This is a genomic window from Streptomyces sp. NPDC030296, assembly GCF_055572815.1.
Genome location: NZ_JBVICQ010000001.1, coordinates 683,438 through 703,757, shown reverse-complemented (window position 1 = coordinate 703,757; position 20,320 = coordinate 683,438). Strand labels below are relative to the sequence as shown.

Annotated in this window: 18 protein-coding genes; 12 read left to right on the top strand and 6 right to left on the bottom strand. The window is 72.0% G+C overall.

Annotated features, from left to right (window positions below; translation table 11 throughout):
• Window positions 1-148: 148 nt before the first annotated feature.
• Both ACZ4Z3_RS02960 and ACZ4Z3_RS02955 read right to left on the bottom strand, forming a co-directional pair.
• On the bottom strand, window positions 149-1,165 hold the full coding sequence (locus ACZ4Z3_RS02960; protein WP_468499368.1) for an SEC-C metal-binding domain-containing protein: 1,017 nt from the start codon (window positions 1,163-1,165) through the stop codon (window positions 149-151).
• A gap of 152 nt (window positions 1,166-1,317) precedes the next feature.
• Entirely contained in the window at window positions 1,318-2,793 is a 1,476-nt protein-coding gene (locus ACZ4Z3_RS02955) for a glycoside hydrolase (protein ID WP_468499533.1), read from the bottom strand.
• 440 nt (window positions 2,794-3,233) lie between these two features.
• Between ACZ4Z3_RS02955 and ACZ4Z3_RS02950 the strand changes: the two genes are divergently transcribed.
• From ACZ4Z3_RS02950 to ACZ4Z3_RS02925, 6 genes are all read left to right on the top strand, one after another.
• Window positions 3,234-4,019 carry a class E sortase gene (locus ACZ4Z3_RS02950; protein WP_468499367.1) on the top strand — a complete coding sequence of 262 codons (786 nt, stop codon included), beginning with the start codon at window positions 3,234-3,236 and terminating at the stop codon, window positions 4,017-4,019.
• A 275-nt stretch (window positions 4,020-4,294) separates the two neighbouring features.
• The gene (locus ACZ4Z3_RS02945) at window positions 4,295-5,614 is read left to right on the top strand and encodes a S8 family peptidase (protein WP_468499366.1); all 1,320 of its coding nucleotides are present in this window, start codon (window positions 4,295-4,297) and stop codon (window positions 5,612-5,614) included.
• Window positions 5,611-5,856: a hypothetical protein gene (locus ACZ4Z3_RS02940; RefSeq protein WP_468499365.1), complete on the top strand. Its 246-nt coding sequence runs from the start codon at window positions 5,611-5,613 to the stop codon at window positions 5,854-5,856. Before ACZ4Z3_RS02945 ends, ACZ4Z3_RS02940 begins: the two co-directional genes overlap by 4 nt.
• Window positions 5,857-6,074: 218 nt before the next feature.
• Window positions 6,075-6,386, top strand: a complete 312-nt coding sequence (locus ACZ4Z3_RS02935) for a DUF6412 domain-containing protein (RefSeq protein ID WP_468499364.1) — start codon at window positions 6,075-6,077, stop codon at window positions 6,384-6,386.
• A 139-nt stretch (window positions 6,387-6,525) separates the two neighbouring features.
• Complete coding sequence (locus ACZ4Z3_RS02930) at window positions 6,526-7,299, top strand: YidC/Oxa1 family membrane protein insertase (RefSeq protein ID WP_468499363.1); 774 nt, start codon at window positions 6,526-6,528, stop codon at window positions 7,297-7,299.
• A gap of 153 nt (window positions 7,300-7,452) precedes the next feature.
• A complete protein-coding gene (locus ACZ4Z3_RS02925) occupies window positions 7,453-8,310 on the top strand; it encodes a fumarylacetoacetate hydrolase family protein (protein ID WP_468499362.1) in 858 nt (285 codons plus the stop codon).
• 119 nt (window positions 8,311-8,429) lie between these two features.
• On the opposite strand, the gene ACZ4Z3_RS02920 is transcribed toward ACZ4Z3_RS02925, so the two are convergent.
• Both ACZ4Z3_RS02920 and ACZ4Z3_RS02915 read right to left on the bottom strand, forming a co-directional pair.
• Window positions 8,430-9,032, bottom strand: a complete 603-nt coding sequence (locus ACZ4Z3_RS02920) for a heme-degrading domain-containing protein (protein ID WP_468499361.1) — start codon at window positions 9,030-9,032, stop codon at window positions 8,430-8,432.
• On the bottom strand, window positions 9,029-10,174 hold the full coding sequence (locus ACZ4Z3_RS02915; RefSeq protein ID WP_468499360.1) for a Gfo/Idh/MocA family oxidoreductase: 1,146 nt from the start codon (window positions 10,172-10,174) through the stop codon (window positions 9,029-9,031). Before ACZ4Z3_RS02915 ends, ACZ4Z3_RS02920 begins: the two co-directional genes overlap by 4 nt.
• 55 nt (window positions 10,175-10,229) lie before the next feature.
• Between ACZ4Z3_RS02915 and ACZ4Z3_RS02910 the strand changes: the two genes are divergently transcribed.
• From ACZ4Z3_RS02910 to ACZ4Z3_RS02885, 6 genes are all read left to right on the top strand, one after another.
• Window positions 10,230-11,360, top strand: coding sequence for an ROK family transcriptional regulator (locus tag ACZ4Z3_RS02910; RefSeq protein ID WP_468499359.1), 1,131 nt, complete (start codon window positions 10,230-10,232; stop codon window positions 11,358-11,360).
• Window positions 11,361-11,554: 194 nt separating this feature from the next.
• Window positions 11,555-12,409, top strand: a complete 855-nt coding sequence (locus tag ACZ4Z3_RS02905; RefSeq protein ID WP_468499358.1) for a cell wall protein — start codon at window positions 11,555-11,557, stop codon at window positions 12,407-12,409.
• A 99-nt stretch (window positions 12,410-12,508) separates the two neighbouring features.
• Window positions 12,509-13,288: an HAD-IIA family hydrolase gene (locus ACZ4Z3_RS02900; protein ID WP_468499357.1), complete on the top strand. Its 780-nt coding sequence runs from the start codon at window positions 12,509-12,511 to the stop codon at window positions 13,286-13,288.
• Window positions 13,289-13,427: 139 nt separating this feature from the next.
• Complete coding sequence (locus tag ACZ4Z3_RS02895) at window positions 13,428-14,087, top strand: hypothetical protein (protein ID WP_468499356.1); 660 nt, start codon at window positions 13,428-13,430, stop codon at window positions 14,085-14,087.
• Between the two features lie 9 nt (window positions 14,088-14,096).
• Window positions 14,097-14,786 carry a class F sortase gene (locus ACZ4Z3_RS02890; protein ID WP_468499355.1) on the top strand — a complete coding sequence of 230 codons (690 nt, stop codon included), beginning with the start codon at window positions 14,097-14,099 and terminating at the stop codon, window positions 14,784-14,786.
• Window positions 14,787-14,968: 182 nt separating this feature from the next.
• A complete protein-coding gene (locus ACZ4Z3_RS02885) occupies window positions 14,969-15,988 on the top strand; it encodes a glycoside hydrolase family 6 protein (RefSeq protein ID WP_468499354.1) in 1,020 nt (339 codons plus the stop codon).
• Between the two features lie 221 nt (window positions 15,989-16,209).
• Here the strand turns inward: ACZ4Z3_RS02885 and glxA are convergent, their stop codons facing one another.
• Window positions 16,210-18,147 carry a radical copper oxidase GlxA gene (glxA, locus tag ACZ4Z3_RS02880; RefSeq protein ID WP_468499353.1) on the bottom strand — a complete coding sequence of 646 codons (1,938 nt, stop codon included), beginning with the start codon at window positions 18,145-18,147 and terminating at the stop codon, window positions 16,210-16,212.
• Entirely contained in the window at window positions 18,144-20,135 is a 1,992-nt protein-coding gene (locus tag ACZ4Z3_RS02875; protein ID WP_468499352.1) for a glycosyltransferase family 2 protein, read from the bottom strand. Before ACZ4Z3_RS02875 ends, glxA begins: the two co-directional genes overlap by 4 nt.
• Window positions 20,136-20,320 lie beyond the last annotated feature (185 nt).

Below are 20,320 nucleotides of genomic sequence, written 5' to 3'. Positions count from 1 at the left end.
TAGCCGATCGCTGATCCGCCAGCGGGCCACCCTTGACGCGGGCCGCTCCGGCGCGGAGGAGAAGCGAGCGGGCGGCTCGGGAGGTTGGGTGGCCCGGTCGGGGCTCAGGGGGAAGTCGGCGGGGTGGCGTGTCAGGGTGCCCGTCGGGTCAGTTCGGGGCGCCGTGGCACGACTCGTACGCCTGCCCCGACCCGCACCAGCACGCGCTCCCCCTCTGCGGCGGCCACTCCACCGCCAAGCCCCGCGCCGCCAGGGTCGTCGCGTACTGGGGGAGGAGGGTCGGGTCGTCCGGGGTCGTGCCCTCTGAGGCTGCGAAGGCCTCGTAGGAGGGGACCGTGCCGGTCACGATGCCCAGGTTCGGGGTGCCCGACGAGGCCAGTTCCCGCAGGGAGGACTCTATGGTCGCCAGGTGGTCCTCGTGCGACGGGTACTCCGCCAGGAGGCCCGGGTACGCCGTCACCAGTTCCGCGAGTTCCGTGGTCGGCCAGTGCAGCACCGCCACCGGGAACGGGCGGGACAGGGCCTCCCGGTACGTGCCCAACTCCGCGCGCAGGCGGGAGATCTCCGCCTGGAGTTCCGCCGGGTTGTCCGAGCCGAGGGACCAGACCCGTTTCGGGTCGTGCAGCTCGTCCAGGGAGACCGACGATGAGTGGAGGGTGTCCGCCAGGGCGTCCCAGTCGTCGTGCGGGGCGCCCAGCATGCGGCGCACCCGGTGGCGGCCGAACAGGAGGGGGCGGGTCGCGTACGGGGGCTCCGCCACGTCCGTCAGCAGGAGGAGCGCGGCCGCCGTGAACGTGTCCTGGGCCGCCTCCAGCTCGTCGTGGGCCTCCAGCGCCTCCGCCACGATCACCCAGGGCGCCGGGTCCCGGGGAGCGGCCGCCCGGATGCCGTCGATGATCGCCCTCGCCTCGGCCTCGTGGCCGTACTCCCAGAGGTTCGACGCCTTCAGGGCCCGTACGAGGTGGGGGTTCTCCAGGGGGGTGGTGGAGGCGAGCAGGCGGTCGTAGAGGGCGGTCGCCGTGGGGCGGTCGCCGGCGAGTTCGCGGTGGGCGGCGGCCTGGATGAGGAGGTGTTCCGCGTCCTCCGGGTAGAGGTCCGCGGTCCGCTCCAGGCGGGCCGCCTCGGCGGGGTGGTCGACGTTCTCGGCAGGCGTGTCGGGGCGCATGGACGACACCGTACTGCCCGGGGAAGGCCCACGGGGGCGTGGTGCGCGGGCTTCCGGCCGGTTGTGGGTGGGTGCGGGCCAGGGCGCGACGGGCACCGGCCGCGCTCCGGCCCGCACCCACCCCGCGCTCCGGGCCGCACCACCCCGCTCCTCTAGATCGTCACCCCGTCGATCTGCAGCGTCTGGACCGCGCCCGCCGCGAACGGGACCGCCACCGACTTGCCGTTCAGGCGGGTGTCGGAGTAGGCGCGGTAGCGGTCCGTGCCGCCCGAGGTGTGGGTGTTCCAGCGGGGGACCAGGCCGTTCGTGCCGCCCGTCACCGTCGTGAAGCGGGAGAGGTCGAACGTCAGGGTCTGGGCGGACGAGGCGGTGTTGATCGCGACGATCACCAGGCGGCGGGCCGTCGCGTCGTACGCCGCCGCCGTGTAGCTGGAGCCCGCGTCCAGGATCGTCATCCCCGGGCGGATGTGACGGCTGAACTGCGCCATCACGTAGTACTTCGTCTCGATCGCGCCCGGCTGGAGCGTGTTCGCGTCGTACTTGATCATGCCCCAGCCCGCCGTCGGGTCCATCACCTGCCAGTAGACCCAGGCCGTCGGGTGCAGCCAGCGGAAGTCGTAACAGAGGTTGCGGGCGAGGGTCCAGCCCGTGCCGTCGCTGTCGCCCGTCTCCGAGTTCCAGAGCTTTTTGCCCGCGGTCGTCACGACGTCCGTGTAGAGGAGGTCGCGGCGGCCGTTCGCGCCCTGGTAGCCGTGCACGTTCACCTGGCTGACCAGGCCCTTCGTCGTGGCGTTGAAGGAGTTCCAGGTCGAGCGGGCCGTGTCGTAGTTCGTCTCGTCGGACGCGGAGATACGGACCGACTGCAGGCCCCGCTTGTCCAGCTCGCTGCGCATGTGGGGGAGTACGGCGGCCTGGACGGCCGGGTCCATGTGGCAGCCCTCCTGGGTGCCGGTGGCCGTCCACCAGGTCGACGCCGGCTCGTTGAAGGGGTCGACGGTCGCGAAGTTCACGCCCCAGTTGTTCTTCGCGCGCAGGGCCACCGCCGCCAGGTGGGAGGCGTGCTGGCGGTAGTTCCAGGTCTGGAGGTTGTTGCCGCCGCCCGAGGCGCCCGACGGGTTGTGGTTGTTGCACATCCACCACATGGGCGAGTTCGCGAAGAGTTCGGTGGTCGCGCCGCGGGCGACCGCCTTGGTGAGCGCGGCCCGCTGGTTGGCGTCCGCCGTCCAGTCCCACGCCGAGGACGCCGGGTCCTCGTTGTTCCAGTCCTGCCAGTAGCCCTCGATCTGCTTGAACGCGGGGATGTTCGGCGACACGACCATCGACTCGCCGTTCACCGAGTTCGTGCTGCACGCGCCCAGGTTGTAGCGGGCGATGTTCATGCCGAGGCCCGGCAGCGCCGTGCCGTTGTACGTCGTCGTCCTCGTCGTGAACCACAGGTCGGCGAAGTCGTCCCGCGCGCCGAACACGTTCGCCCACCAGGCGAGCGAGGTGCCCCAGCCCTCCCAGGTGCCGTACTTCGTCGCCGGGTTGATCGCGATGGTCGCGTCCGCGTGGGCGGTGCCGGTGGCGAGGGCGGTGCCCGCGACCGCGCCGCCGGCCGCGGCCAGCAGGGCTCTGCGGCCGAGCACCGGGGAGGCGGAGGCGCGTGGTTCGGGGCGGTGGGCGTTCCTGGGGTTCTGCGGTGGGGGTGTGGAAGCGGTCATGTCAACTCCGGGTTGGGTGCGGGGTGGGGAGACCCCGGGGGAGGTGGAGAGACGCAGGTGGGCCATCGGAAGAGTCAGGGGTGAACCATGAGGTTGTCGAGAGGTCCGACAGCGCTTTCTGTGATTTCTTCAACGGTTGTGAGAAGGGCAGATAGAAGGGCGCGGGAAAGGCTTGCCGTCCGTGATCATCCGGTTGCGGGGGGAGAGAGTCCGCCTGGCTGGAGGGGGAGGGCGCGGGTCGGTCCGGGTGGTGGCGGCCCGGCTCGGGCCGGTTCTGTTGCGCGCGGCGGCCCGTGGCCCGGTTCCGGCCCGCCCCGCGGCGGCGCCCCTGGTGACTTCGCGGGAGCCGTCCTATCGTTCCGGCCGTGAGGACACCCCGGGTCGTCCACCACCGCGGCCGGCGCCGACGGGCCGCGTACGCCCGCGCGCTCTGGACCGCCGCCGAAGTCGCCGTCACCCTCGGCCTGGTCCTCCTCCTCTTCGTCGTCCACCAGCTGTGGTGGACCAACCGGCAGGCCCAGGACGGCGCGCGGCGCCAGGTCGAGGCGTTGGAGCGGGAGTGGGCCGCCGGGCCCGCCGACGGGTCGGCGCCGCTCGCCGGCACCACGGCGCCGGGGCTCGACACGTCACCCGTACGCCCCTCCGCGCCCTCAACCTCCTCCGCCCCCACGGGCGGCCCGGACTACGCCAGGCCCCACCCCGCCCAGGTCTACGCCGTCCTCGCCATCCCCCGCCTCGGGCTGCGCGTCCCCGTCGCCGAGGGGATCGGGCGGGCCGACGTCCTCGACCGCGGGTACGTCGGCCACTACCCGCGGACCGCGCAGCCCGGGCGGCCCGGGAACGTCGCGCTCGCCGGGCATCGCAACACCCATGGCGAGCCCTTCCGGCACCTGGACCGTCTGGGCCGCGGCGACGAGATACGGATCGAGACCCGGGACGCCGTCCACACCTACGTCGTCGACCGGACGCTCCCCCGCACCACGCCCGGCGACGGCGGCGTCCTGCGCCCCGTGCCGCGCAGCGGGGTGCTGCCGGCGTACGGGTACGACAGGCCCGGGCACTACCTCACGCTCACCACCTGCACCCCGGCGTACACCTCCACGTACCGGCTCGTGGTCTGGGGAAAGCTCCGGTCCGTGCGACTCAGGTGAGAGCCGGAGCGGCCGCGGTCGCTGCCCCGCCCGGCCGTGCTGTGTTGCCGACCTCCGCACCCGGTGCGACGGTGTTCGAGGCGCCACGCGGAGGCACCGGTCCGTCACGGGACCGCTCTGCCCCAGGCGAGGGCGCCGCGCGTCGACGTGCGGCCCGGCCGCGCCCACACGACTCTGCGCCGTCTCGGCATGCCAGCGCTCCGTGAACCGACGCGCGTCCACGATCCCTCGGGGGCAGTGCACAGAAAGCGGGAAATCCAATGGCGAACGGCCCCATGGACAGACGTGGTCACGACGGGCAGCCCCAGCGCATGAACGGTTCCGGCGCCCCCCGGGGCGCGGAGTACACCGGCAGGTACGTCGTCCTGCTCGACCCGGGCAACCAGGAGAGCGGACTGAACGCGCTGCGTTCCTCCGCCGAGATCGCCTCCGTCGAACGCGTCCGCGGAGGCGACGTGGGCAACGTCTCCGAACTGCTGGAGCGCCCCGACGTCTCCGTCCACTTCGAGGAGCTCGCGGCCGCCGTCGTCGAGGTGCGGCCCGAGCAGCGCCACGCGCTGGTCACCGCGGCCGAGGCCGACCCGGCGGTCATCGCGGCGGAGCCGGAGCGCATGGTCTACGCCATGCCGATCACCGCCCCGACGCAGGCGCCGACGGAGTTCTTCCCGGCCTACCGCAGCGACGAGGAGGTCGTCGACCGCCACACGCGGGCCGAGATCGCCGCCGCGCAGGGCCCGGCCGTGGACGAGCAGACCTTCACCTGGGGCCTCCAGGCCATCCGGGCCAACCTGTCCCACCTGACCGGTCGCGGGGTGAAGGTCGCCGTCCTCGACACCGGTGTGGACACCGACCACCCGGACCTGGCCGGCTGCGTCGAGGAGACCATGTCGTTCGTGCTCGGCGAGTCGGTCGAGGACGGCAACGGCCACGGCACCCACTGCATCGGCACCGTCGCCGGCCCGGCCAAGCCCCAGCAGGGCCCCCGCTACGGCGTCGCCTGCGACGCCCGGATCCTCGCCGGCAAGGTGCTCAGCAACCGGGGCAGCGGCGCGGACGGACAGATCCTCGCGGGCATCGCCTGGGCCATCTCCCGCGGCGCCCGGGTGATCTCCATGTCGCTCGGCGCCCCGGTCCGGCCGGGCGAGCTGTTCCCGCAGACGTACGAGATCCTCGCCCGGCGCGCGCTGGAGCGCGGGACGGTGATCGTCGCCGCGGCCGGCAACGAGAGCAACCGGCCCCCGGTCATCGAACCCGTCGGCCGGCCCGCCAACTGCCCCTCCATCCTCGCCGTGGCCTCCCTCGACCGGGCGCTCACTCCGTCGTTCTTCTCCAACGGCGGCATCAACGGCCAGGGTGGCGAGATCAACATCGCCGCGCCCGGCAGGGACGTACGCTCGGCGGCGCCCGGTGGCGGCTACCAGAACCTGAGCGGTACGAGCATGGCCACGCCGCATGTCGCGGGCGTCCTCGCCCTGCTCAGTGAGGCGCACCCCCAGGTGTCCGCGGCCGACCTCGTGGCCCGCCTCAAGGCCGGCGCGTTCCCGCTGGCGCAGCCCGTCCGGGACGTCGGCCACGGTCTGCTGCAGGCCCCGTGAGCGAGTCCGCCGCCGCGCCGGTCGGGGTCGTCCTCGCGGTCGACCCCGACCGGTTCGCGGAGATCGTCGACGCCCTGCGGCGCGCCGGGCTGACCGTCACGGGCGAACAGCCCGTCGTCGGCACGCTCTCCGGAACCGTCCCGGAGAACCGGATCGCGTCCCTGCAGGCCGTCGACGGCGTCGAGGCCCTCGACCGCGAACGCACCGTCCAGCTGCCCCCGCCCGACTCCCCGGTCCAGTGAGCCTGCGGTGAGGCCGCGGCGCCGCCCGGCGGCGCCGGGGTGCGGTCCGGCGAGGCCCGGTGGCGCCGGGGTGCGGTCCGGCGAGGCCCGGTGGCGCCGGGGTGCGGTCCGGCGAGGCCCGGTGCGGCGGATTCCACGCCCCGGACCCGGCAGCGGTGTCCGGGGCGTCCTGTATAAACGGGAGGGAGTCCGTGTCGCGTCGAAAGGGGGAGGCAGCCGTGTTCCGAGCCTTCGCCTCGCTGCGTCCCCTCGCCGTCGTGCTCCTCGTGCTCTTCGAGCTGTCCGTGCTGGACGCCGGCACCCTCTCCGCCGCCGTGGCCTTCGCGGCCACCGCCGCGGCCGGGTCGGCCTTCGCCGCCTGCGCGGTCATCGCCTCGCGCTGCGCCCCCGTCGTCCCGCGTACGCGCGTACGGACGGCGATCAGGGACCGGGAGCGCCGTACGGCGTTCCTCGCCCAACGCGATCCCGACGCCCGCGGTCGTAGGCGACCCCGGGCGCCCGGACGTGCCCTCCTGACGGCCACCGCGTAGGGCACACCACCACCTCCTCGCACCACCCCCGTGCCCCTCACGCGGGCCGTCGCGCCGAGTTCCCCGTCATCGGACGCCCCGGTCACCGGGCTGTCCGGACCACTCCTGGCACGACGAGACCCCTGGAGGGCTCCCACCCATGTCCGTTTTCGCCGACCTTGTCGCGCGTCTCGCCGATCTGCTCGACCCGCTGTTCCACGCCTCCGCCACGGCCGCCGCGATCGTCCTGTTCACCGCGCTCGTACGGCTGCTCGTGCACCCTCTGTCCCGGGCGGCGGCACGCGGGCAGCGGGCCCGGGTCGCGTTGCAGCCGAAGATCGCGGAGCTGCGGAAGAAGCACGCGAAGAACCCGGAGAAGCTGCAGAAGGCGGTGCTGGAACTGCACGCCGCGGAGAAGGTGTCCCCGCTGTCCGGGTGCCTGCCCAGCCTCTGCCAGCTCCCCGCGTTCTTCCTGCTCTACCACCTGTTCTCCAACAAGGAGATCGGCGGCGAGGCCAACGAACTTCTCACCCATCGACTGTTCGCGGCACCGCTCGGCGACCGCTTCGCCGACGCGCTGGGCGCGGGCGGCCTCCTCGGGGCGCAGGGTCTCGTCTACGTGGGGCTGTTCCTGATCGTCACCGCGGTCGCGGTCTTCAACTTCCGCCGCACGAAGCGGATGATGGCGGCGGGGACGGCCGGGATGCCGACCGCCGGGGACGACCAGGTGCCCGGGCTGGCGACGAGCATGGGCGCCGTCAGCAAGATCATGCCGTTCATGTCGTTCTTCACCCTCCTCACCGTGGCGGTGGTCCCGCTGGCGGCCGCGCTGTACGTGGTGACCAGCACGACGTGGAGTGCGATCGAGCGGGCGGCGCTCTACCCCGTGACCCCTGTGACCCCGGCGGCCGCCCCGACGCCCGCCGCCTCGTAGCGGGGCCGTCCCCGGGAATCGGGCTACCGGTGAGTAGTGGTCCAGTCCGTGAACCGGGTCTTGCGGAGTGAATGGTGACCTTGGACGATCAACCAGTCCTCCGATGGCTGCACCCATCGGTCGGGCGGTCGGCGTTCGAGGGAGAGAGTGACCATGAAGCTGCTGCGAGTCGGTACGGCGGGCGCGGAGCGGCCCGCGCTGCTCGACGCCGAGGGTGTCCTGCGGGACCTCTCGGCGATCGTGCCGGACATCGACGGCGAGCTGCTCGCGGACGAGGCGGCACTCGGCCGGATCCGGCAGGCCGCCGAGGCGGGAGACCTGCCGGAGCTGGACGCGACCGGACTGCGGGTCGGGCCGCCGCTCGCCCGGATCGGCAAGATCGTCTGCATCGGGCTCAACTACCACGACCACGCCCGCGAGACGGGGGCCGAGCCGCCCGCCGAGCCGGTGATCTTCTTCAAGGCCGCGGACACCGTCGTCGGCCCGTACGACACGGTGCTCGTCCCACGCGGCTCGAACAAGACGGACTGGGAGGTCGAGCTCGCGGTCGTCATCGGCCGTACGGCGCGCTACGTCGAGTCCCGCGAGGACGCGCTCACGCATGTCGCCGGGTACGCCGTCTCCCACGACGTGTCCGAGCGGGAGTTCCAGCTGGAGCGCGGCGGGACCTGGGACAAGGGCAAGAACTGCGAGACGTTCAATCCGCTGGGGCCGTGGCTGGTCACGGCGGACGAGGTGCCCGATCCGCAGAAGCTGGGGCTCCGGCTGTGGGTCAACGGGGAGCTGAAGCAGGACGGCACGACCGCCGAGCAGATCTTCTCGGTGAGTGAGGTCGTGCGGTACGTCAGCCAGTTCATGACGCTCTACCCCGGGGACGTCATCAACACGGGGACGCCCGCGGGGGTGGCCCTGGGGGAACCCGATCCCAAGCCGTTCCTCAAGGCCGGGGATGTGGTGGAGCTGGAGATCGAGGGGCTCGGGCGGCAGAGGCAGGAGTTCGGGCAGGCGTAGGCGCGGGACGCCGGCCGCCGGGCGCCGGCCGCCGGGCGCCTGAGGGGCGGGGGGCTGTGGTTCGTCGGCGGCCGCGGGTTCGTCGTGGCCGGTCGCGCAGTTCCCCGCGCCCCTTCGGCTCAGCCGTCGCCGGACTGGCGCTTCAGGTGCTGTTCCAGTGCCTCCACCACCATCGCGTGGTCCTCCAGTTGGGGCAGGCCCGACACCGTCACCGTGCCGATGACGCCCGTGCCCTCGACCGCCAGGGGGAAAGAGCCGCCGTGGGCCGCGTAGTGGTCGGGGTCCAGGCGGGACGACTCCTCGAACGTCGTGCCCTTGGCGCGGAAGCGGGCGCCGACGAGGTAGGAGGAGGCGCCGTAGCGTTCCACCACGCGGCGTTTGCGGTCGATCCAGGCGTCGTTGTCCGGGGTGGAGCCGGGGAGCGCGGCGTGGAACAGCTGCTGCCGGCCGCGGCGGATGTCGATGGCGACGGGAGCCTCGCGCTCACGGGCCATCTCCACCAGCAGGGAGCCCAGCGCCCACGCGTCCTCGAAGCCGAAGCGGGGCAGGACCAGGCGGCGTTCCTGCGCCTCCAGTTCCTCGATGCCCGGCGTTCCGGTGCTCGGCGTTGCGGTGCTCGGCGTTCCGGTGCTCGGCGTTGCGGTGCTCGGCGTTGCGGTGCTCGGCGTTCCGGTGCTCGGCGTTCCGGTGCTCGGCGTCCCACTGATCGGCGTGTGTGTCATGCGAGCCTCACCGCCACTCCCTCGGCCGCCGACTTCCGCGCCGCCTCCAGGACGTCCAGCGCGGCGGCCGCCTCGTGCGCCGTGACCGGGTTCTCGCCGGTGCCGTGCAGGGCGGCGGCCACGGCCGCGTAGTACGCGGGGTAGTCGCCGGGGACCGTGGGGACGGGGCTGCCGCCGCCGGTGGCGGGGGACTCGCCGGCGCCGACACGGCCCCACAGGTCCTCGGGCTCCACACCCCAGGGGGCGCCCGGCGTGGGACGCGCGCCGTCGCGGAGGTCGGCCTCCTGCGGGTCCAGGCCGTACTTCACATAGCCGGCCTCGGAGCCCAGCACCCGGAAGCGGGGGCCGAGCTGGGGGGTGACGGCGGAGGCGTAGAAGTGGGAGCGGACGCCGCTCGCGTGGGTGACCGCGATGAACGTGTCGTCGTCCGCCTCGGCGCCGGGGCGGCGCAGATCGGACTCGGCGTAGACGAGGGTGGCGGGGCCGAAGAGGGTGAGGGCCTGGTCGACGACGTGGCTGCCCAGGTCGTAGAGGAGACCTCCGATCTCTGCGGGGTCGCCGGACTCGCGCCAGCCGCCCTTGAGCTGGGGCCGCCAGCGTTCGAAGCGGGACTCGAAGCGGCGGACCTCGCCCAGCTCGCCGTCGGCGAGGAGCTTGCGGAGGGTCAGGAAGTCGTTGTCCCAGCGGCGGTTCTGGAAAACCGACAGGAGCAGGCCGCGGGCGTCGGCCAGGGCGGCCAGTTCACGCGCCTCGGCCGCCGTGCCCGCGATCGGCTTGTCGACGACGACCGCGAGACCCGCCTCCAGCGCGGCGGTCGCCAGCGGGACGTGGGTCTTGTTGGGGGAGGCGACGACGACCAGGTCCAGTTCGTCCGCCCGGTCCCACAACTCGTCCGCGGTGGCCGCGAGTCGTACCTCCGGGAACTCGGCGCGGGCCTGTGCCTGCCGCTCCGGGTTCGAGGTGACGACCGTGTCGAGGGTGAGGCCCTGCGTCGCGGCGATCAGCGGGGCGTGGAAGACGGAGCCGGCGAGGCCGTAGCCGACCAGGGCCACGCGCAGGGGAGCGGCGGGGGCCGCACCGGGCGCGTCCGGTGCGGAGGGGGCCGAACCGGTGGAGTCCGTGCCGTTCGTGGTGCCAGTCATACGTCCACTTAAGCAACGCTGTTGCCAAAGTGCAAGCAGGGGGGACAATGGGTGTGTGAACGGCAATGGGAACGGCACCGGCAACCGGAACGGGCGCGCCGCGGGGGCGTCGGGAGTGAACCTCCTGGCGCTGCGCAGCCACAACGGCGCGCTGGTGCTGGACCTGTTGCGGACCGCGGGGGCGGCCGGGATAAGTCGCCTCGAACTGGCCGACCGGACGGGGCTCACCCCGCAGGCCGTCAGCAAGATCATCGCCCGGCTCCGCACCGACGGGCTCGTGACGGAGGCGGGCTACCGCGCCTCCACGGGCGGCAAGCCGCGCACCGTCCTGCGGCTCGTCCCCGACGCCGGGCACGCGGTCGGGCTCCATCTGGACCGCGACGCGCTGACCGCCGTGGTCTGCGACCTCACCGGCACCGTGGTCGGCGAGCGGCGCGCTCCGCTGCACCTGGGCGCCGGGGCGGAAGCCGTGGTCGAGAACGCGGCACGCGAGGTGGAGGGGCTGCTCGCCGAGGAGGACGCCCCCCTCCTCGGCGTCGGTGTCGCCCTGCCCGGCCCCCTGGACCATCTGCACGGCGTGCTCCACCGGGTCACCGGGTTCCCGGAGTGGGAGGGGTTCCCGCTGCGGGCCGCCCTCGCCCGGCGGCTGCGGACCCCCGTGGTCGTCGACAAGGACACCAACGCGGCGGCGCTGCGGCTGGCCGTGGCCCTCGGGACGCACGGCTCCTTCGCGTACATCCACCTCGGTACGGGCCTCGGCGCCGGGCTGGTGATCGGCGGGGCCGTCCACCGGGGCGCGCGGACCCGTGCCGGGGAGTTCGGGCACCAGGTCGTCCAGCTGGACGGGCCCCTGTGCAGCTGCGGCAACCGCGGGTGCATCGAGGTGCTGTGCCTCGCGGCCGTCGCGCGGGGGGACGTGGAAGAGGCCGCACGCGTCCTGGGGGCCGGGGCCGCGAACCTCGTCGGGCTGCTCGACATCGAGCTGGTGCTGCTCGGGGGCCGCACGGTCGAGGAGCGGCCCGACGTGTTCGTCCGGGGGGTGGGGGCCATGCTCGACGAGTGGGCCCGGCTCCAGGGGGAGGAGCCGTACGTGCCGGTACGGGTCGCCTCCGGCGGGTCGCTGGGCGTCGCGGAAGGGGCGGCCCAGCTGCTGTTGGCACCGCTGTTCGGTCGGGCCGACGGGTAGGTCCGCCGGGCGTCGCTCGGACCGCCCGCGCGGCGGAGCCGCATGTGTCACCGCCCCGCGCCCCCGAGCGGTCCGCTGGGCGGCGCCCTCCGGCGCCCCTCCCTCCGCTGATCGAGCGGACTTCCGGCGTCTCCCCGGCGGTCCCGGGCGTGGCTCCCCGCCCGTCCCGGCGGCGCTGGCATGGTCATGTGTTCATGCGACTGTGTACTTGTCTGACCTTGGTGTTCGCCGTCGGAGCCGGCCTCGGCGGTGGTCCGGGAGTGGCGGTCGCGGCGGTGGGCGAGGCCGTCGGCTGCGCGGAGGCCGACAGCGAGGAGTTCCCGATCCTGACCCGTATCGACGGGGGACCGGCCACCTATGTCGCCGGCGGTGGTTTCCGGACCTGGGCGGTGGAGCTGACCAACACCACCGACCGGACCTGCGCGGACGTCCACCCGGTGATCGTGCTGGTCGACGACGGGCGGACACTGAAGCGCTCGCAGCCGCAGCTGGAGTACTTCGAGGACGCGAAGGGCACCACCTCCCGGCCGGTCGTCTTCGAGGAGACCGACTCGGACGAACTGGTCGGCGTGCTCGACGAGGACGGCGACGGTTTCACCGTGCCCGCCGGCGGCACCCTCACCGTCAAGGTCCGTCTCTCCGTCACCTCCGACGCGGCCGTGCCCAACGACGTCGTGGCCAACGCGGCCGTCGTCCAGCGGCGCGGCGACGACAGCGAATGGGTGGGGGAGTCCAACGACTACCGCTTCCGGATCACCGACGAGGACGAGGACGAGGACGAGCGCAAGCACGAAAGGAAGAGCGAGGAGCGGGACCAGGACGCGGACGGGCGGCGCGACGGGGGCCCGTCACCGTCGGCGGGGAAGAGCGAGCGGCCCCCCGGCGACCGGGTGAGCGCGGAACCCGACCCGGCGCCGGACGCGGGACCGTACCCCGGGGAACTGGCCGCGAGCGGCGCCGGACACGTCCTGCTGCCGTACGCCGTCGGGGTGTTGGCACTCGCCGTCGGAGGGGTACTGGCGGCAGGGGTGCGCAGACGTCGGCGGTGAACGGGCGGGACGGTCTCAGCGGCCAGGATCGCCCTCCTCATTTCAGCCACGCCACCCTAGGGTTGGGAGCCGGTCCGCACGTACGGCAGGAGATCGCACATGGCAGAGCGCAAGCCCATCGAGTCGTGGCTCACCGACATGGACGGGGTGCTCATCCACGAGGGTGTGCCGATCCCCGGCGCCGACGCCTTCATCAAGAAGCTGCGGGAGTCCGGCCGGCCCTTCCTCGTGCTCACCAACAACTCGATCTACACCCCGCGCGATCTGCACGCCCGGCTCGCCCGCATGGGCCTGGACGTCCCCGTCGACCACATCTGGACCTCGGCCCTCGCCACGGCCCAGTTCCTGGACGACCAGCGGCCCGGCGGCACGGCGTACGTCATCGGCGAGGCCGGACTGACCACCGCCCTGCACGACATCGGGTACGTCCTCACCGACCACGACCCCGACTACGTGGTCCTCGGGGAGACCCGCACCTACTCCTTCGAGGCCATGACCAAGGCGGTACGGCTGATCAACGCCGGGGCCCGCTTCATCGCCACCAACCCGGACGAGACCGGCCCCTCCACCGAGGGCCCGCTGCCCGCGACCGGCGCCGTGGCCGCGCTGATCACCAAGGCGACCGGGCAGAAGCCGTACTTCGCCGGCAAGCCGAACCCGCTGATGATGCGCACCGGCCTCAACGCGATCGGCGCCCACTCCGAGACCAGCGCCATGATCGGCGACCGCATGGACACCGACGTCCTCGCCGGCATGGAGGCCGGGATGCAGACCTTCCTGGTGCTCACCGGTCTGACCACCCCCGACCAGGTGGAGAAGTTCCCCTACCGGCCCTCGAAGATCGTGGACTCCATCGCGGACCTCGTCGACCGCATCTGACCCACGCCTCCCTCCATGCCCCCACGCGGGCGGCGCCCCGGGAGGTAAACCCACGGGCACCCGTACGGAGCAGTCACGGGCCCTCCCCGGATGCGGCCCCGGTCCCGGCGGGGGAGTCTCAGGAGTCTGGAGGTTCACCATGGGCTTACTGCGACTCACTCTCTGTTCGGGGGCGGTGGCCGCTGCCGCGCTGACCGCGCCGGCACCCACGGTCCACGCGGCCGACGCGGGGAACGTCTCGGTGGTGCCCGCCGCGCCGGCGCCCGGCACCGACATCCAGGTGCGGGCCAAGGGCTGCGGGGGCAAGTCGGGCACCGCCGCCTCGGCGGCGTTCGTCGCGGACGCGCAGTTGACCGTGGTCGGCGGCAAACGGGCCGGCACCCTGTCCGGCGAGACCCGTATCCGCTCCTCGCTGAAACCCGGCACCTACGGCGTACGGGTCTCCTGCGACGGCACGGAGGACAAGGTCAAGGGCATGATCGAGGTGGGCGACGGCAAGCAGCCCCCCGCCCGGCCCTCGGCCTCGACCCGGCCCCCAGCCTCCGCCCGGCCCACCGGGCGGCCCTCGGTGCCCGCCTCCCCGGTCGCCCCCGTCCGTGCGGGCGGCGGCGGAGCGGCCGCGCTGCTCGCGGCGCACCCCTCCGCGGACGCCGCCGCCTCGGCGGACGGCGTCAACTCCATGGACGCCCGCAACACCGGGCCCGGCGCCCGGCACGCGGTGATCGGCCTGGTCCTCGCCGGTGTCGCGGCCGCGGTCGTCGTGGTGCGCGGCGCCCGCCGGCGCCGGGGCGCGAAGTAAGGGGTCGCCGTGTCCGGTCAGGACTACTCCGACATCGGCGAGAGCGGCGGCGGTACGAGCGCCGGCCGGTTCACCACCGGTGTCGCCTGGGCCGTACTGCTGCTCGGCCTGTGGCTCTGGGGCCGCGAGGTCACCGACGTACGGCATGGCATAGCGGCACCGACCACCGGTGACGTGGCCGCCGTCGGCAGGCCGGCGCAGGCCGAACTACCGCCCGCCGTCGAACCGTTGAAGGGGGCGCGCCCCCAACGCCTCGACATCCCCGCCATGGGGGTGCAGGCCCCGGTCGTGGCACGCGGCCTCGACGCCGACGGGGCGATCGACCCGCCCTCCTTGGACCAGCCGGGCGTCGTCGGCTGGTACGCCGCCGGAACCCGGCCCGGCGCCACCGGGACCGCCCTGTTCGTCGGACACGTCGACACCGAGACCCGCCCCGCCGTCTTCTATAAGCTCAGCGCCCTCCGGCTCGGCGAGCTGATCCGCGTGGCCCGCGACGACGGCACCGTCGCCGAGTTCACCGTGGACGACGTACGGGTCCTCCGCCGCGACGACTTCGACGCCGGACAGGCCTACGGCGTACGGCAGTCGGGCCGCGCCGAACTCCGCCTGGTCACCTGCGGAGGCACCTTCGACAAGAAGAGCCGCACCTACACGGCGAACGTCGTCGTCTCCGCCTATCTCAGCGGCACCCGCCCCTGAACCCATGACACACGATGCGGAACATGGTCGTTCGGGCAACCCGCGCCCCCGTGCGCAGGCGGTTTCCGTCCGAGGTGGTCAGGAGACAGCAGGTCTCGGTCAGGCGGCGGCATCCTCGTGGGCGAGGCGGGAAATATGCCAGGATTGGCCCTTACGACACGGTGCACCCAAGGGGGAGTTGGATGTACGCCAGTAGGGGGGCCGGAGTCCGGGCGTCCGTGGCGGTGGCGGGGGCCACGCTGCTGCTCGCAGGCTGTTTCGGGGGAGACGGCGAGGGCGAGGACGACAAGACCACGGGCTCCGGGATCACCCAGCAGCCGAGCGGGACGGACCCGTTCTGGGTCAACCCGGAAGGGAACGCGGCGGCTCAGGTCGCCGCCTACGAAAAGGCGGGCAAGGACGAGAACGCCGAGCTGATCCGCAGGATCGCCGAACAGCCCACGGGCGAGTGGATCGGCCCCGAGAACCCGGAGCGGGAGGCCAAGGGCTTCACCGAGGCGGCGAAGAAGGCCGACCGGGACGCCCTCCTCGTCCTCTACAACATCCCGCACCGCGACTGCGGCCAGTACTCCGGCGGCGGCGCGGCCGACGGCGACGCGTACCGGGCGTGGATCGACGGCGTCGCCCGGGGCATCGGGGACCGCCCGGCCACGGTCGTCCTCGAACCCGACGCGGTCCTCCACGTGGTGGACGGCTGCACGCCGGGCGAGTTCCACGGGGAGCGGTACGACCTGCTCAAGGGCGCGATCGAGAGGCTCGGCGCGCTGAAGAACACGAAGGTGTACCTGGACGCCGGGAACGCGGGGTGGAGCGAGGCCGACAAGATCGCCGAGCCGCTGAAGTGGGCCGGCATCGGCAAGGCCGACGGGTTCGCCGTCAACGTCTCGAACTTCTATACGACCGAGGACTCCGTCCGGTACGGCAAGCAGCTGTCCGCGAAGGTCGGCGGCAAGCCGTTCGTCATCGACACCAGCCGCAACGGCAACGGCCCCTACACCGGGGGCGACAAGGACGAACAGTGGTGCAACCCGCCGGGGCGGGCGCTGGGGGAGACGCCGACGACGAAGACGGGGGATCCGCTGGTGGACGCGTATCTGTGGGTCAAGCGGCCGGGGGAGTCGGACGGGGAGTGCAAGGGGGGGCCGAAGGCGGGGGAGTGGTGGCCGGAGTACGCACTGGCATTGGCCAAGGCGTCTGACTGAACGCGGGGCGCCTTATGGCTCGGGGGTGCGCGGTTCGTTGGCGGGTGCGGGTTCGTTGTGGTTTCTCGCGCAGTTCCCCGCGCCCCTGAAGGCTTGGGCCTGCGGCCCGGCCTTCATCCTGAAAAGCACGGGGCGCAGCCCCGGTCGCTTTTCAGGGGCGCGGGGAACTGCGCGACCAGCCCCCACACACCCGCACCCGAATCACACAACCCGGCGGAGCCCTACGGCACCTTCACCCACCGCGCCTTGCTCGGGGTCCCCGCCGCGTCCGTCACGAACAGCATGTACCAGCCGGACTGCACGAGATTCCGGTTCTTCGGCACCGTCACCGTGACGCTGTCGCCGGACGTCGTGTAGTCCACCGCGATGGACTTCTGGTCGACATCGGTGACATGCGTCGACGCACTCGGCCGGATCAGCCGCGCCGCCTTGATGGACGACGCGTGCCGCGTCCCGAACGTCGCCTTCCCGCCGCGCTCGACCGTCTTCGGTCCGCCCGACAGCGTCGGCCGCCCGTTCCGGTACAGATACGGCGGCGTGTAGATCTCGACGCGCTGCTCGAACTCCCCCGGCTTGGTGTTGGCCTTGTCGGCGTACAGGGAGTCAGACCCGAAGAAGACGACCCGTCCGTCGGGCAGCAGGATCGACCCGGAGTGGTAGTTGCGGCCGACCAGTGGATCGGCGACCCGGCGCATCGTGCCGGTGCGCGCGTCGTAGATGCGTGACTGGAGGATGTTGGAGTCGCCGCGGCCCCGGTAGTCCTGTGAACCGCCCGAGATGAGGACCGTGTCGTCGGGCAGGATCGAGGACTGCGGATACCGGGTGCCCTTGTCGAGGCGCGGTCCGTCCACGAAGCGCGGGCTGTCGTCCAGCAGGTCGACGATCCGGGTCCGCCGGCTGGACCGCTCCGACTCACCGACCCCGCCGCCGCCGATCACCATGTACTTCTCCTTCTGCGCCGGCGGCAGCAGCACCGTCCCCGCGGTCTCCAGCAGCTTGCCGTCGCTCATGCCGGGGATCTTGGTGAACGTGTTCGTCCTCAGGTCCCACACGCCCGGCTGCCGGCCCACGTCGTCCGGGCCGTACCCGGCGTTCGCGCCCGAGTAGAACAGCTTGCCGTTCTGCATCAGGGAGATCGCCGGATACGTCGGGAACTGCCGGACGCCCTTGGCGTACGTCCACTTGCGGGTCGCGGGGTCGTAGACCTCGTTCTTGCCGGGGACCAGCTGGCCGATCTCGTCCAGCCCGGAGAGGCTGAGGACCGTGCCGTCGGCGAGCGTCGTCAGCGTCGGGTACCAGCGGGCCTCGTTCATCGGGTCGACCCTGATGTACCGCTCGGCGACCGGGTCGAACTCGTAGGCGTCCCTGATGCCCTGGAAGTCCTTCTTGTCGAGGGCGAGCTTCTGCGCGATGCCGTAGGTGTTGCGGGCGTCGGCGCCCTTCAGGCCCACGATCCGGTAGTTGTCCTCGGTGCCGGTCTCGTACCGCTTGCCGCTGCGTTCGGCCTCGACGTAGGCGCGCGCGATCCCCGGCTTGTTGCCGGTGAACTTCCCGGTGTCGGGGTCGAAGGTCTTGGTGGCCTTCTTGATCTCGACCTCGTCCTTCAGGACGAACGTCTTGCCGTTCTCCTTGCCGACGAACCGTGTCCCCGGCCTCAGCTCCACCTTCTTGTCGGGGTTCTCGTTGTGGATGATCATCAGGCCGCCGGCCTTGGTGACATCGCCCTTGAGCTTCTCGTAGCGCTTGGTGCCGCCCGCGATCAGCAGCCGGCCGTTGGACAGTTGGGTGTGCCCGGTGCAGAACAGGTCGGCCGGGGTCGGCACCCGCTTGATCGTCTGCTTGACCGGGTCCCAGACACGGGTGTCGAACTTCTTGGCGTCGAAGTTGTCCTGGTCGTTGCCCGACCCCGCGATCAACAGGACCTTGCCGGTGTGCAGGAGCGCGGCGTGGATCGTGTTCTGCCGGTACTTCTTCGGGAACTCCACGATCTGCCAGTGCCCGTTGGCGGCCTTGTACTCAGGTCGGTTGATCTTGTACTGGTGGTACTGCTCGGTGCCGAAGCGGTACAGCCACGGCCCGTTCATCCCGGCCAGCGCGAGGACCACCGCCCCGCCGATCGCGAGGCGACGGGCGCGGCGGTGGCCTGCACGGTCCTTCATTCCTTACGCCCCCCAAGTCCGCCCAGGGCGATCTGCATGGTCTGGTCGCCACCCCCGCCGCCCGATCCGGACGCGGCCCAGCTCGGCTTGTGCTGGGGAGCATGTGGCGCGGGTGGGGCGTGCGGTCCGTGGGGCGGCGCGTGCGGCGTGGGAGCCGCCTCGGGCGGTGCCACCATCGACCCTTGCAGTTCGGCCGCGGCGGCGGCCTTCCTCCGGTCCTGGCGCAGCATGTGGCGCCAGACGAAGATCGGCAGCGCCGTGATCAGCAGGGCGAACGTGGCCCAGGTGATCATCGCCGGGTGCGCGTGCCCGTAGACGAGGCCGGCAGCGATCGAGCCACCGAAGATCGCGATGAAGTACCAGTGGTACCGGAAGGTGCCGAACCACCGGTCGGGGCTGGCCGAGTCGCCCTTGGGCGTGACCACGAACTTGCTCTTGCGGCGCAGCGCCGAGTCGATCAGCGCCTTCGCGTACAGCGGCGCGGACAGCGCGGACATCACCATGCCGGCCACACCGCCGGAGCCCTCGGGCTCGTGCGGGGAGACGTTGTGCCTGCGGTTCCAGACGTACAGGCCTATCTGGAGCGCCGAGGCGTTCCCGTAGAGCATCAGCCACACCGTCGGGTCGATGTTCACGCCCGACGCGCCGAGGCCCAGGAAGAGGGCGCAACTCAGCGCGGCGAGGATCCAGTTGAGGGCGGACATCGGGTAGAAGATGATCATCATGGTGTAGTTGAAGAGCTTGGTCGGCGGCAGCGAGTACCAGCCCTTCCAGTACTGCTTGAGGATCGTCTCGTACGTCCCGCGCGACCAGCGCATCTGCTGGGTGAAGAAGTCCGTCCAGGCGCTCGGCCCCTCGCCCACCGCGAGCACGTCCGGCGTGTACACCGAGCGCCACTTGCGGCCCGTCACCGGGTTCTTGTGGCGGTGGATCTCGAAGCCGGTCGCCATGTCCTCGGTGATCGAGTCGTAGAGCCCGCCGATCTGCTTGAGGGCCTTGATGCGTACGGCGTTCGACGTCCCCACGAACATCGGGGCGCCGTAGCGGTTGCCGGCGCGCTGGATCAGCGCGTGGAACAGGAACTGCTGCGACTCGGCGGCCTTGGTGACGAAATTGTCGTAGTTGCCGTACACCTGGGGGCCGATGACGAAGCCGATGTCCGGGTCCCGGAAGAAGCCGAGCATCCGCTCCAGGTAGTTGGGCAGCGGGATGTGGTCGGTGTCGACGGAGGCGAAGAAGTCGTAGTCGTCACCGTGCGCGTCGAGCCAGGCGTTGTAGTTGCCGTGCTTGGTCTTGGCGCGGTGCGGGCCCTTGGGCTGGTTCCACTTGGCGATGCCCTTGCGGGAGAAGTGGTGCACGCCGAGGCGCGCGCAGACCGCCTTCACCTCCGGGTCGTCTCCCTCGTCGAGGAGCCACACGTGCAGCAGCCCGCGGTGGCGGAGCCTGACGGCGGCCTCCAGGGTCTTCGTCACCATCTCCAGCGGCTCCTTGCCGAGCACGAAGGAGGTGAGGAAGGCGACTCTGGTGCCGACCTCGGGGACCACGGGGATCGGGTCCCGGGCGACCAGCGTGGCGTGCGCGTTGGACAGCACGTTCATGCAGCGGAAGAACTCGATCAGGCCGATCGAGACCAGCATGACCATGTCGAGGGCGGGCAGGAACTCGTACTCGACGTAGTCGCGCCTGGTCCAGTGCTCCGGCTGGAGCAGCCAGGTGAGCAGGACCAGGGAGAGCAGCGGGGCGGCGGCCAGCATCAGGGCGACCCTCAGGCGGTGCGGCTCCTGGGAGATCAGGGAGCGGTACTGCACTGTGTAGGGCTTGCCCGGATCGGGCTGGGTCAGGGGCCCCGCGAGTCGGCTGTAGTGCTCGTAGTCGTATCTCGGAAGTGTCTTCCTCAGCTTTCGGAAAGTGCCGGTCCGGTGTGACGGGACCTTCAGTCGTGTCGTGTCGGACGGGTCGGAGTTATGCCGGGCGCCCGTCGGCGTCATGAGTCATTCCCCCCGCACACACGTTCGTGTGTGTTAGTCGGTCTTCCGCCCGCTTCGGTCCCCCTCGACCGTTACGGACGCATCGGTGGCGGATCGTCGCCGCCACCATGTGATCTACACCATGGAGACACGGGACGGGGAACCTTCCGGTTCCTTCGATGCCCCCCAGGCATTCGTTCGAGAAC

Bases quoted from the DNA above. Each gene is read 5' to 3' on its own strand.
- ACZ4Z3_RS02960 (WP_468499368.1), bottom strand. From the start codon at position 1,165: ATGCGCCCCGACACGCCTGCCGAGAACGTCGACCACCCCGCCGAGGCG.
- ACZ4Z3_RS02945 (WP_468499366.1), top strand. From the start codon at position 4,295: ATGGACAGACGTGGTCACGACGGGCAGCCCCAGCGCATGAACGGTTCC.
- ACZ4Z3_RS02930 (WP_468499363.1), top strand. From the start codon at position 6,526: ATGTCCGTTTTCGCCGACCTTGTCGCGCGTCTCGCCGATCTGCTCGAC.
- ACZ4Z3_RS02925 (WP_468499362.1), top strand. From the start codon at position 7,453: ATGAAGCTGCTGCGAGTCGGTACGGCGGGCGCGGAGCGGCCCGCGCTG.
- ACZ4Z3_RS02920 (WP_468499361.1), bottom strand. From the start codon at position 9,032: ATGACACACACGCCGATCAGTGGGACGCCGAGCACCGGAACGCCGAGC.
- ACZ4Z3_RS02915 (WP_468499360.1), bottom strand. From the start codon at position 10,174: ATGACTGGCACCACGAACGGCACGGACTCCACCGGTTCGGCCCCCTCC.
- ACZ4Z3_RS02905 (WP_468499358.1), top strand. From the start codon at position 11,555: ATGCGACTGTGTACTTGTCTGACCTTGGTGTTCGCCGTCGGAGCCGGC.
- ACZ4Z3_RS02900 (WP_468499357.1), top strand. From the start codon at position 12,509: ATGGCAGAGCGCAAGCCCATCGAGTCGTGGCTCACCGACATGGACGGG.
- ACZ4Z3_RS02895 (WP_468499356.1), top strand. From the start codon at position 13,428: ATGGGCTTACTGCGACTCACTCTCTGTTCGGGGGCGGTGGCCGCTGCC.
- ACZ4Z3_RS02885 (WP_468499354.1), top strand. From the start codon at position 14,969: ATGTACGCCAGTAGGGGGGCCGGAGTCCGGGCGTCCGTGGCGGTGGCG.
- glxA (WP_468499353.1), bottom strand. From the start codon at position 18,147: ATGAAGGACCGTGCAGGCCACCGCCGCGCCCGTCGCCTCGCGATCGGC.
- ACZ4Z3_RS02875 (WP_468499352.1), bottom strand. From the start codon at position 20,135: ATGACGCCGACGGGCGCCCGGCATAACTCCGACCCGTCCGACACGACA.